Source organism: Streptomyces sp. NPDC001663 (genome assembly GCF_042893105.1).
In the GTDB taxonomy this organism is placed as follows: domain Bacteria; phylum Actinomycetota; class Actinomycetes; order Streptomycetales; family Streptomycetaceae; genus Streptomyces.
Map to the genome: position 1 here is coordinate 220,120 of NZ_JBIAUR010000008.1, position 11,833 is coordinate 231,952.

The window sequence follows — 11,833 nt, forward strand, 5'->3', positions numbered from 1 at the left end:
ACTCACCTGCGTGGATACGACCCTTCAGGACCCTCTGGTCGGGCAGGTGCTCGACGGGCGCTACCGCGTGGACGCGCGGATCGCGGTCGGCGGGATGGCCACGGTCTACCGGGCCCTGGACACCCGCCTCGACCGCGTGCTCGCGCTCAAGGTGATGCACCCGACGCTGGCGGCCGACGGCTCCTTCGTCGAGCGGTTCATCCGGGAGGCCAAGTCGGTCGCGCGCCTCGCGCATCCGAACGTGGTGCAGGTCTTCGACCAGGGCACCGACGGGTCGTACGTCTATCTCGCCATGGAGTACGTCGCCGGGTGCACCCTGCGTGACGTGCTGCGCGAGCGCGGGGCGCTGCAGCCGCGCGCCGCCCTGGACATCCTGGAGCCGGTGCTCGCCGCGCTGGGCGCCGCCCACCGCGCCGGGTTCGTGCACCGGGACATGAAGCCGGAGAACGTGCTGATAGGGGACGACGGCCGGGTCAAGGTCGCCGACTTCGGCCTCGTACGTTCCGTGGACACGGTCACCAGCACGACCGACACCGTACTCGGCACTGTCTCCTACCTCGCGCCGGAGCAGATCGAGCACGGCACGGCCGATCCCCGGGTCGACGTGTACGCGTGCGGTGTCGTCCTCTACGAGATGCTGACCGGCGACCGGCCGCACTACGGGGACTCTCCGGCCACCGTCCTGTACAAGCACATCCACGAGGACGTCCCGCCCCCGTCGGGCGCCGTGCCGGGACTGCCGTACGAGCTGGACGAGCTGGTCGCCTCGGCCACCGCGCGCACCCCCGACATCCGCCCGTACGACGCGGTGGCGCTGCTCGCGCAGGCCCGCGAGGCGCGTGCCGCGCTCAGCACCGACCAGCTCGACGCGATGCCGCCGCAGGCGCTCGCGCCGGAGCACCTGGACATCTCCGAGGACCGTACGAGCGTCATCCCGCGCGCGCTGACGCTGCCGCGGCTGCTGCCGGTCAACGAGGACGCGCCGGAGCCCGCGCTGCACCGCACCAGCCGGCTGGAGTCACCCCCGCCGCCGCCCCCGCGGCGGCGCGGCGCGCGCTCCCGGCGCGGTCCGCTCGCGATCGTCGCCGCCGTACTGCTGATCCTCGGTGTCGGCACGGGCGTGTGGTACATCAACTCCGGCCAGTTCACCAAGGTCCCGCCGGTGCTGGCGAAGACCCAGACGCAGGCCACGCAGCAGCTGCAGAAGGCCGGGCTGGACCTCGGGTCGGTCAAGCACGCCTACAGCGACACGGTGAAGCGCGGCACGGTCATCACCTCGGACCCGGCGCCCGGCAGCCGCATCCGTGACAACGCCTCGGTGTCGCTCACCATCTCCGACGGCCCGCAGACGGTGAAGGTCCCCGACGTGAAGGGCTACCGCCTGGACAAGGCGCGGACCCGGCTGAAGGAGGCCGGCCTCGAACCGGGCATGATCACCCGCGAGTTCAGCGACGACGTCCCCAAGGGCTTCGTGATCTCCACGGACCCCGAATCAGGCACCACGCGGCGCGGCGGCTCGGCGATCGCACTGGACGTCAGCAAGGGCAGTCCGGTGGACGTCCCGGACGTCACCGGCGAGGACCTGGCGGACGCGAAGGCCGATCTGGAGGACGCGGGCCTGAAGGTGAAGGTCGCCGCCGAGCGGGTCAACTCGGAGTACGACAAGGGCCAGGTCGCCCAGCAGACACCCGAGGGCGACAGCCAGGCCGCCGACGGCGACACGGTCACGCTGACCCTGTCCAAGGGCCCGGAGATGGTCGAGGTCCCGGACGTCACCGGCGACAGCGTGGACGACGCGAAGAAGGCGCTGGAGGACGCCGGCTTCCAGGTGGACGAGGACCGCGGTCTGCTGGGCCTGTTCGGCGACACCGTCAAGAGCCAGTCGGTGGAGGGCGGGGAGACGGCGCCCAAGGGGTCGACGATCACCATCAAGATCCGGTGATCCCGGCCGGCCGCTCGCCCCGAGATCCGGTGCCGGGGCAGGTCGTGGCGCATGACACCCTGAACGGGTGAAGAGCCAGCACCTTGCCCCGCCCCGCAATCCCGTCGGCGGCCACGTCCCCGTGGCCGGCGGCCTCCACTCCGTAGGCCTGTCCTACGCCCACGACCTGAAGGCCGAGACCGTGCAGGTCTTCGTCGCCAACCCGCGCGGCTGGGCCACGCCCGCCGGCAATCCGCGGCAGGACGAGGAGTTCCGCGCGGTGTGCGAGGCCGAGTCGATCCCGGCGTACGTCCATGCCCCGTATCTGATCAACTTCGGCTCGCACACCGAGGCGACCGTGGAGAAGTCGGTGGATTCGCTGCGGCACTCGCTGCGGCGCGGCCGGGAGATCGGAGCGCTCGGCGTGGTGGTGCACACCGGCAGCGCGACCGGCGGCCGGGAGCGGTCCGTGGCCCTGAAGCAGGTGCGGCAGTACATGCTGCCGCTGCTCGACGAGCTGACCCACGACGACGCCCCGTTCCTGCTCCTGGAGTCGACGGCCGGGCAGGGCGCCTCGCTCTGCTCGCGAACCTGGGACTTCGGGCCGTACTTCGAGGCGCTGGACGCCCACCCGAAGCTGGGCGTCTGCCTGGACACCTGCCACATCTTCGCGGCCGGGCACGACCTGACCGGGCCGAGCGGCATGCACCAGACCCTCGACCTGCTGGTGGACACGGTCGGCGAGGGCCGGCTGAAGCTGATCCACGCCAACGACTCCAAGGACGTCGTCGGCGCGCACAAGGACCGGCACGAGAACATCGGCGCAGGTCACATCGGCGAGGACCCGTTCCGGGCATTGATGACCCACCCCGCGACCGAGGGCGTACCGCTCATCATCGAGACGCCCGGCGGCAAGGAGGGGCATGCGGCGGACGTGGAGCGGCTGAAGAAACTGCGCGATTCATAACCCGTTCCGGAATACCCCCAGGGGGTATACGGTTTCTGCTCGGTGCAGGAACCGTTACCTGGCATTGGGGGAAGTCATGCAGCACGAGGCACACGAGGCACACGCACACCAGACACACGCACACCATCACCCGGCGGCCGCGACCTGGAGCACGGCCGCCCAGGCCACGCTCCACTGCCTCACCGGCTGCGCCATCGGCGAGGTGCTCGGCATGGTGATCGGCACCGCGCTGGGCTGGGGCAACGCCCCGACGACGGTCCTGGCGATCGTCCTCGCGTTCTTCTTCGGCTACTCGCTCACCCTGCGCGGGGTACTGAAGGCCGGCCTCGGCTTCCGCGCGGCCTTCCGGGTGGCGCTGGCCGCGGACACGCTGTCCATCGCCGTGATGGAGCTGATCGACAACGGCGTGATCGTCCTGTGGCCGGACGCGATGGACGCGGAGCTGGCCGACGCGCTGTTCTGGATCTCGCTCGCGCTCTCGCTCGTGATCGCCTTCGTGGTCACCGTGCCGGTCAACAAGTGGATGATCGGGCGCGGCAAGGGCCACGCGGTGGTGCACCAGTTCCACTGAGGTACCCGCAAGACGCCGGGAGTCAGAGCTCGGGGCCGTCCCCGGGCTCCTCCTGGTAGGAGTAGCGCTGTTCCTTCCACGGGTCGCCGACGTTGTGGTAGCCGCGCTCCTCCCAGAAACCGCGGCGATCGGCGGTCATGTACTCCACACCGCGCACCCACTTGGGGCCCTTCCAGGCGTACAGATGGGGGACGACGAGGCGCAGCGGGAAACCGTGTTCCGCCGTCAGCAGCTCGCCGTCCTTGTGGGTTGCGAAGATGGTCCGCTCGGACGCGAAGTCCGCGAGGCGGAGGTTGGAGCTGAATCCGTACTCGGCCCACACCATCACATGGGTGACGGCGGGCGCGGGCGGCGCGATCTCGAGGATCGTACGGGCCGGAATGCCGCCCCATTCGGCGCCGAGCATGCTGAACTTCGTGACGCAGTGCAGGTCGGCCACGACCGTGGTGTAGGGCAGGGCTGCGAACTCGTCATGGGTCCAGCAGTGCTTCTCGCCGTCCGCGGTGGCGCCGAAGACCCTGAACTCCCAGCGCTCCGGACGGAACTTGGGGACGGGCCCGTAGTGCGTGACCGGCCAGCCGCGCTGCAGCCGCTGCCCCGGCGGAAGCTCTGGCTGAGCTGCTCCTCCTGAATCGCGTTCTCCCGATTCACGCTCCACCGGCTGACCCATGACTCCATCCTGACAGACCGGGAACAGTGCGCTTGACCACCCCTTTCCAAAACGGGGCAATTGCGACTAAGCATGCACTTACTTACTAAGTGAAGACTTACTGGACGATCTTCGTCGCCAGTGCAATCATGCGGCGCAACCTGCCAGTTCCCCCGCTTGGAAGGAGCCTCTGCGATGCAGGGCGACCCCGAGGTCATCGAATTCCTCAACGAGCAGCTCACCGGTGAGCTGACCGCGATCAACCAGTACTTCCTGCACGCGAAGATGCAGGAGAACTTCGGCTGGACGAAGCTCGCGAAGTACACCCGGCACGAGTCGTTCGACGAGATGAAGCACGCCGAGGTGCTCACCGACCGAATCCTCTTCCTCGAGGGGCTGCCGAACTACCAGCGGCTCTTCCATGTGCGCGTGGGGCAGACGGTCAAGGAGATGTTCGAGGCGGACCGGCAGATCGAGGTCGAGGCGATCGACCGTCTCAAGCGGGGCGTCGAGGTGATGCGGGCCAAGGGCGACATCACGTCGGCGAACATCTTCGAGTCGATCCTGAAGGACGAGGAGCACCACATCGACTACCTCGACACCCAGCTGGAACTGGTCGAGAAGCTCGGCGAGGCGCTGTACATCGCCCAGCTGATCGAGCAGCCGGAGAGCTAGGCGGCCTCGTCCAATGCGGGCTCGTCCAGCTCGGCGAGGACGGGCTGACCCTGCTCGACGAGCTCGCGCCGCGGGCAGGCGCCCCGGCCGAGGAGTGCCTGGATACGACGGACGCAGGAACCGCAGTCCGTGCCCGCCTTGCAGGCTGAGGCTATCTGGCGGGGAGTGCAGGCACCGTCCTCCGCGTGCTTCTTGACCTGCTGCTCTGTGATGCCGAAACAACTGCAGACGAACACGCGGTTCACCTCCCGCCGGGATCGATAAGTCGTGCCGTACCGATTTACCGAGTGCCCTCTTGATCGGTGAGGCTAACCTAACCTTACCCGTCGCACAGGAACCGTAAAAGTGGGGTGGGGCGCGGATCGTATGTGATCCGCGCCCCAATTCATGTCCCTGTAACAGGCGAACCCGTCACTGGTCCCTGTACATCTCCGCGACAAGGAACGCCAGGTCGAGCGACTGGCTGCGGTTCAGGCGCGGGTCGCAGGCCGTCTCGTAGCGCTGGTGCAGGTCGTCGACGAAGATCTCGTCACCGCCGCCCACGCACTCGGTGACGTCGTCGCCGGTGAGCTCGACGTGGATGCCGCCCGGGTGGGTGCCCAGGCCCTTGTGGACCTCGAAGAAGCCCTTGACCTCGTCGAGCACGTCGTCGAAGCGGCGGGTCTTGTGGCCGGAGGCCGCCTCGAAGGTGTTGCCGTGCATCGGGTCGGTCACCCAGGCCACGGTGGCGCCGGAGGCGGTGACCTTCTCGACCAGCTCGGGGAGCTTGTCGCGGATCTTGTCGGCGCCCATGCGGACGATGAAGGTCAGCCGGCCGGGCTCCCGGTCGGGGTCGAGGCGGTCGATGTACTGCAGCGCCTCCTCGGCCGTCGTGGTCGGGCCGAGCTTGATGCCGATCGGGTTGCGGATCTTCGAGGCGAACTCGATGTGCGCGCCGTCCAGCTGGCGGGTGCGCTCACCGATCCACACCATGTGCGCGGACACGTCGTAGAGCTGCCCGGTGCGGGAGTCGACGCGGGTGAGCGCGGACTCGTAGTCGAGCAGCAGCGCCTCGTGCGAGGAGTAGAACTCGACCGTCTTGAACTCCTCCGGGTCGGTGCCGCAGGCCCGCATGAAGTTCAGCGCGTTGTCGATCTCGCGGGCCAGCTGCTCGTAGCGCTGGCCGGACGGGGACGACTTCACGAAGTCCTGGTTCCAGGCGTGCACCTGGCGCAGGTCCGCGTACCCACCCGTGGTGAAGGCGCGCACCAGGTTGAGCGTGGAGGCGGAGGCGTTGTACATCCGCTTCAGGCGCTCGGGGTCCGGGATGCGGGCCGCCTCGTTGAAGTCGAAGCCGTTGACCGAGTCGCCCCGGTAGGTCGGGAGCGTCACGCCGTCGCGGGTCTCGGTGCCCTTGGAGCGCGGCTTGGAGTACTGGCCGGCGATGCGGCCGACCTTCACGACCGGCACCGAGGCGGCGTACGTCAGCACGGCGCCCATCTGCAGCAGGGTCTTGAGCTTGTTGCGGATGTGGTCCGCGGACACCGCGTCGAAGGCCTCGGCGCAGTCGCCGCCCTGGAGGAGGAACGCCTCTCCCTTGGCGACGGCCGCCATCCGGGCGCGCAGCTGGTCGCACTCGCCCGCGAAGACGAGCGGCGGATACGACTCGAGGTCCGCGATCACTGCGCGCAGAGCCTCGGTGTCGGGGTACTCGGGCTGCTGCGCCGCGGGCAGGTCTCGCCAGGTGTTGCCAGCGCTCGCGCTGGTCTTAGCGTTCACGGTCACCCCGTAAACATTACGGGGTCGTGTCGACTGATTTTCCCCCTGCTCGTCTGGTGAGACGGAGGGATCACGGTCCGGACGGCGGGCTCGGTGGTGCGGTAGGGTGCCTCGCATGTTCGCGCTTTCGACCCAGAACTGGTGGTGGACCGCTCATCCGGCGGCCCACTGACTAGCGCGTACGCAAGACTTCGCGAAGGCCGCCCGAGGGGCGGCCTTCGGCGTTTCCGGGGTCGTTCCTCACCGACATCGACATCGACATCGACTCGACATCGACGGAAGAGGAACCATGGATCTCGTACGGCTCCTGCACGACCCCCGCCCTTTCGCCCTGCTCCGCCGCCGCACCCCCGGCCACGACGAGCACACGGTCGAGCTGCTCCTCGGCCCGGTCACCACGTACGACCGCCTCGCCGATCTCCCCGACGAGGGCCTCGCGCTCGTCCCTTACCGCCAGATCCGCGAACGCGGCTTCGACGTCCGTGACGACGGGACGCCCTTGACCTTCCTCACCCCCGAGGAGTCGTACGAGATCCCGCTCGCCGAGGCCCTGGAACAGCTCCCGGCACAGGACGTGCGCGTCGAGGACGGGGGCTTCGACGTCGACGACGAGGAGTACGGCGAGATCGTCGGGCGGGTGCTGCGGGAGGAGATCGGGCAGGGCGAGGGCGCCAACTTCGTGATCCGGCGGACGTACGAGGGCAGGATCCCGGGGTTCTCCCGCACGGACGCCCTCGCGCTGTTCCGGCGGCTGCTGGAGGGCGAGCGGGGCGCGTACTGGACGTTCGTCGTGCACACCGGCGAGCGCACGCTGGTCGGGGCCAGTCCCGAGGTGCATGTGCGGATGTCCGGCGGCACGGTCGTCATGAACCCGATCAGCGGGACGTACCGATATCCCGCCGAGGGGCCGACCCCCGAGCACCTGCTGGACTTCCTCGCCGACGGCAAGGAGATCGAGGAGCTGTCGATGGTCGTCGACGAGGAGCTCAAGATGATGTGCACCGTCGGCGACATGGGCGGGGTGGTCGTCGGCCCGCGGCTGAAGGAGATGGCCCATCTCGCGCACACCGAGTACGAGTTGCGCGGCAAGTCCACGCTGGATGTGCGGGAGGTCCTGAAGGAGACCATGTTCGCGGCGACCGTCACCGGGTCGCCGGTGCAGAACGCCTGCCGGGTCATCGAGCGGCACGAGGTCGGCGGGCGCGGCTACTACGCGGGCGCGCTGGCGCTGCTCGGCCGGTACGCGGGTGGCGGGCGGGAAGGATCAGCCGGCGCTCAGACCCTCGACTCCCCCATCCTCATCCGCACCGCGGACATCTCCTCGGACGGGCGGCTGCGGGTGCCCGTCGGCGCCACGCTGGTGCGCGGGTCGGACCCGGCGAGCGAGGTCGCGGAGACGCACGCGAAGGCGGCGGGAGTGCTGGCGGCTCTCGGCGTACGGCCGTCCCGGCCGCGTGCGGAGCACGCGCGCGTACGTCTCTCCGACGATCCACGCGTGCGTGCCGCGCTCGACGGGCGCCGGGCCTCGCTCGCGCCGTTCTGGCTGCGGATGCAGGAGCGGTCCGCGGAACTCGCCGGACACGCCCTGGTCGTCGACGCCGAGGACACCTTCACGGCGATGCTCGCGCACGTGCTGCGGTCGAGCGGCCTGGAGGTGACCGTCCGGCGCTACGACGAGCCCGGGCTGCGGGAGGCGGTGCTCGTGCACGAGGGGCCGCTCGTGCTGGGCCCCGGCCCCGGTGACCCCTGCGACCTGGACGATCCGAAGATGCAGTTCCTGCGGGAGCTGACCGCCGAGGTGATCCGCGAGCACCGGCACGGCGTGCTCGGCGTCTGCCTCGGGCACGAGCTGATCGCGGCCGAGCTGGGCCTGGAGATCGTACGGAAGGAAGTGCCGTACCAGGGGGCGCAGACGACGATCGAGCTGTTCGGGCGGGCCGAGACAGTCGGCTTCTACAACAGCTTCGTGGCGCGCTGCGACGACGAGGTGGCCAAGGAGCTGTCCGCGCACGGGGTGGAGGTGAGCCGGGCGGGCAACGGGGAGGTGCATGCCGTACGGGGGCCCGGATTCGCCGGCGTGCAGTTCCACCCGGAGTCGATCCTGACGCTCAACGGGGCAGCGGTCGTACGGCAGTTGGTGGGCCAGTTGCGCAACACGACCGTATAGCCGTCTGGGGGCTCGCAGCCCCCAGACTTCCGTTCCCTCGCCGGCCGAAGGATCAGCCGAAGAAGACTCCGACCTCCTCGTACAGCTTCGGATCGACCGTCTTCAGCTTGGCCGTGGCGTCCGCGATCGGGACCCGGACGATGTCGGTGCCGCGCAGGGCGACCATCTTGCCGAAGTCGCCCTCGCGGACGGCGTCGATGGCGTGCAGGCCGAAGCGGGTGGCGAGCCAGCGGTCGAAGGCGCTGGGGGTGCCGCCGCGCTGGATGTGGCCGAGGACGGTGGTCCGGGCCTCCTTGCCAGTGCGCTTCTCGATCTCCTTGGCCAGCCATTCGCCGACGCCGGACAGGCGGACGTGGCCGAAGGAGTCCAGCGACTGGTCCTTGAGGACCATGTCGCCGTCCTTGGGCATGGCGCCCTCGGCGACGACCACGATCGGCGCGTACGACGCCTTGAAGCGGGAGGTGATCCAGGCGCACACCTGGTCGACGTCGAAGCGCTGCTCGGGGATGAGGATGACGTTGGCGCCGCCCGCGAGCCCGGAGTGGAGCGCGATCCAGCCGGCGTGACGGCCCATCACCTCGCAGACGAGGACGCGCATGTGGGACTCGGCGGTGGTGTGCAGGCGGTCGATGGCCTCGGTGGCGATGCCGACGGCGGTGTCGAAGCCGAAGGTGTAGTCGGTGGCGGAGAGGTCGTTGTCGATGGTCTTCGGTACCGCGACGACGGGGACGCCGTACTCGTCGTTGAGGCGGGCGGCGACGCCCAGGGTGTCCTCGCCGCCGATGGCGATGAGCGCCTCGACCTCCAGCTTGGCGAGGTTCTCCTTGATACGGCGGATGCCGTTCTCCTGCTTCAGCGGATTCGTGCGCGAGGAGCCGAGGATGGTGCCGCCGCGGGGCAGGATGCCGCGCACGGCGGGGATGTCGAGGCGCACGGTGTCGCCCTCGAGGGGTCCTCGCCAGCCGTCCCGGAAGCCGACGAAGTCATAGCCGTACTCCTGCACGCCCTTGCGGACGATGCCCCGGATGACGGCGTTGAGCCCGGGGCAGTCGCCGCCTCCGGTCAGTACTCCGACCCGCATGGAAATGTCCCTTCGCCGCGGTTGCCTGGTGAAGGCCACGCTAATGGTGATCCAGGTCACAGAGGGATGGGCGGGAAGGGCAATTCCGGTGAATCAGCAGGACGTTGGTTTACTCGTCGTCAAGTCCGCGCTCGATCGCGTACCGCACGAGTTCCACCCTGTTGTGCAGCTGCAGCTTGCCGAGGGTGTTCTGGACGTGGTTCTGGACCGTGCGGTGGGAGATGACCAGGCGTTCGGCGATCTGCTTGTAGCTCAGCCCCTTGGCGACCAGCCGCAGTACCTCGGTCTCGCGGTCGGTGAGCTGCGGGACCTTGGGATCGTCGGCGTCGGCGGAGGGCGCGGGCTCGGAGGCCAGGCGGCGGTACTCGCCCAGGACCAGTCCGGCCAGGCCGGGCGTGAACACCGGGTCGCCGACGGCCGTGCGGCACACCGCGTCCAGCAGCTCCTCGGTCGACGCCGACTTCAGCAGATAGCCGGTCGCGCCGGACTTCACCGCTTCCAGTACGTCGGCGTGCTCGCCGCTCGCGGAGAGGACCAGGACGCGCAACGCCGGGTTGTGGCCGACGAGTTCCTTGCAGACCTGGACGCCGGGCTTCAACGGCAGGTTCAGGTCGAGCACGAGCACGTCCGGCGCGGCGGCCTTGGCGCGGCGTACGGCCTGGTCGCCGTCGCCCGCGGTGGCGACCACGTCGAAGCCGGACTCGGTCAGGTCGCGGGCGACGGCGTCGCGCCACATGGGGTGGTCGTCGACCACCATGACCTTGATCGGGCCCTGCTGCTCACTCATCGATGCCCCGCCTTCCCCCGTGGGTCCTTCGCGTTCTTCGGTACCTTCAGTTCGACCTCCGTGCCCTGCCCGGGCACCGAGATCAGGTCGGCGCTGCCGCCGAGTTCGCGCAGCCGGCCGCGGATCGACAGAGCGACACCGAGCCGCCCCTCCCCCTCGGCCTGCGCGAGGCGCCCTTCGGGGATGCCGGGTCCGTCGTCCCGTACGGTCACCACGACCTCGTCGGGCTCGTCCTCGACGAGGATCCACGCGCGCGCGTCCTCGCCGGCATGCCTGCGTACGTTGTCCAGGGCGGCGCCGACGGCCGCGGCCAGCTCCTTCGCGGCGGGCGCGGGCAGCAGCACCGGAGCGCCGGGCTCGGCGAAGCTGACCTTCGCCGCGGCGTACGGGGCGAGGATCGCACGCAGGTCCACGGGGCTGTCCTCGTCGTACGAGGGCTCGTCGACGGCTCGTACGACCGCCCCCTCGGCGGCGTCCTCCGACGCCCGCGAGACGGGCAGCAGGCCTCCGGAGACCAGCGTGCGCAGCGCCACCTCCTGCTCGCCGGCCATCCGGCCCAGCTCGCCTGCCTCGCCGCCGATGACGGCACCGCGCCGCTGCACCATGGCCAGCACCTGCAGCACACCGTCGTGGATGTCCCGGGCGAGCCGCTCCCGCTCCCTCGTCGCGGCCTCGATCTCCAGGGCACGGGCGAGGGTGCGCTCGGAGGCGCGGGCGACCTCGACGACGTAGCCGATGGCGATGGAGGCGACCCAGACGAGGATCACGTTGTGGACGGTGTCGCGCGCGGGGGCGCCGCGCTCGATGAGGTTGGCGGCGGCGACCGGTGTGGAGGCGAACGCGGCCCAGCGCCAGCCGCCCTTGATGGCGTACGCGAGGACCGAGCCGGCGGTCCATATCGACGGCAGGGTGGGGCCGCCGCTCTGGATGTGCTGCTCGTTGACCGCGAGCGGGGTGAGCAGGATGCCGGTGAGCGCGATGGCGAGGTCGACGGCGAGGAAGCGCTTGGTACAGGCGGCCGCGCTCTGGACGCGGGGCAGGGTGGCGAGGGTCCAGAGGAACAGGACGACGTAGTAGACGATGGCGACGCCCGCGTGGTCGTACTCGTCGTAGGCGGTGGCGAACAGGCCGACCGCGTACAGCATCGTGAGCACCCGGTACGCGGTGAGCGCACGCCACAGCGGCTGCTCGACCGACATTCTCATGACCCGCTCGCGCCTGGCCATCTCCCCACCCCCCACAAGAAAGGCCCCCCGC

General features: G+C 69.8%; 12 protein-coding genes. 6 read left to right on the forward strand and 6 right to left on the reverse strand.

The window, feature by feature from the left end:
• Positions 1-10: 10 nt before the first annotated feature.
• From pknB to ACFY1L_RS26185, 3 genes are all read left to right on the forward strand, one after another.
• A complete protein-coding gene (gene pknB / locus ACFY1L_RS26175) occupies positions 11-1,942 on the forward strand; it encodes a Stk1 family PASTA domain-containing Ser/Thr kinase (RefSeq protein ID WP_388828989.1) in 1,932 nt (643 codons plus the stop codon).
• 67 nt (positions 1,943-2,009) lie between these two features.
• Complete coding sequence (locus ACFY1L_RS26180; RefSeq protein ID WP_388828992.1) at positions 2,010-2,888, forward strand: deoxyribonuclease IV; 879 nt, start codon at positions 2,010-2,012, stop codon at positions 2,886-2,888.
• A 76-nt stretch (positions 2,889-2,964) separates the two neighbouring features.
• Positions 2,965-3,459: a DUF4396 domain-containing protein gene (locus tag ACFY1L_RS26185; RefSeq protein ID WP_388828995.1), complete on the forward strand. Its 495-nt coding sequence runs from the start codon at positions 2,965-2,967 to the stop codon at positions 3,457-3,459.
• A 22-nt stretch (positions 3,460-3,481) separates the two neighbouring features.
• Here ACFY1L_RS26185 and ACFY1L_RS26190 read toward each other — a convergent pair whose 3' ends face one another.
• The gene (locus tag ACFY1L_RS26190; RefSeq protein ID WP_388828998.1) at positions 3,482-4,129 is read right to left on the reverse strand and encodes a sulfite oxidase-like oxidoreductase; all 648 of its coding nucleotides are present in this window, start codon (positions 4,127-4,129) and stop codon (positions 3,482-3,484) included.
• A gap of 174 nt (positions 4,130-4,303) precedes the next feature.
• Here ACFY1L_RS26190 and bfr point away from each other — a divergent pair, with 174 nt between their 5' ends.
• A complete protein-coding gene (gene bfr / locus ACFY1L_RS26195; RefSeq protein ID WP_388829001.1) occupies positions 4,304-4,783 on the forward strand; it encodes a bacterioferritin in 480 nt (159 codons plus the stop codon).
• Here the strand turns inward: bfr and ACFY1L_RS26200 are convergent.
• Both ACFY1L_RS26200 and ACFY1L_RS26205 read right to left on the reverse strand, forming a co-directional pair.
• Positions 4,780-5,028, reverse strand: a complete 249-nt coding sequence (locus ACFY1L_RS26200) for a bacterioferritin-associated ferredoxin (protein WP_388829004.1) — start codon at positions 5,026-5,028, stop codon at positions 4,780-4,782. The genes bfr and ACFY1L_RS26200 overlap by 4 nt on opposite strands.
• Positions 5,029-5,194: 166 nt before the next feature.
• Complete coding sequence (locus ACFY1L_RS26205) at positions 5,195-6,547, reverse strand: class II 3-deoxy-7-phosphoheptulonate synthase (RefSeq protein WP_388829007.1); 1,353 nt, start codon at positions 6,545-6,547, stop codon at positions 5,195-5,197.
• A gap of 109 nt (positions 6,548-6,656) precedes the next feature.
• On the opposite strand from ACFY1L_RS26205, the gene ACFY1L_RS26210 reads away from it, so the two are divergent.
• The gene (locus tag ACFY1L_RS26210) at positions 6,657-6,713 is read left to right on the forward strand and encodes a trp operon leader peptide (RefSeq protein ID WP_078912442.1); all 57 of its coding nucleotides are present in this window, start codon (positions 6,657-6,659) and stop codon (positions 6,711-6,713) included.
• Positions 6,714-6,830: 117 nt separating this feature from the next.
• Positions 6,831-8,708: an anthranilate synthase family protein gene (locus ACFY1L_RS26215; RefSeq protein WP_388829010.1), complete on the forward strand. Its 1,878-nt coding sequence runs from the start codon at positions 6,831-6,833 to the stop codon at positions 8,706-8,708.
• A gap of 52 nt (positions 8,709-8,760) precedes the next feature.
• Here ACFY1L_RS26215 and ACFY1L_RS26220 read toward each other — a convergent pair whose 3' ends face one another.
• The 3 genes from ACFY1L_RS26220 to macS form a co-directional block, all read right to left on the reverse strand.
• On the reverse strand, positions 8,761-9,789 hold the full coding sequence (locus tag ACFY1L_RS26220) for a 6-phosphofructokinase (protein ID WP_388829013.1): 1,029 nt from the start codon (positions 9,787-9,789) through the stop codon (positions 8,761-8,763).
• A gap of 109 nt (positions 9,790-9,898) precedes the next feature.
• Positions 9,899-10,576 (reverse strand): response regulator, encoded by a 678-nt coding sequence (locus ACFY1L_RS26225; protein ID WP_388829015.1) that lies wholly within the window; start codon positions 10,574-10,576, stop codon positions 9,899-9,901.
• Positions 10,573-11,802, reverse strand: a complete 1,230-nt coding sequence (gene macS, locus ACFY1L_RS26230; protein WP_388829018.1) for a MacS family sensor histidine kinase — start codon at positions 11,800-11,802, stop codon at positions 10,573-10,575. Before macS ends, ACFY1L_RS26225 begins: the two co-directional genes overlap by 4 nt.
• Positions 11,803-11,833: the final 31 nt, after the last annotated feature.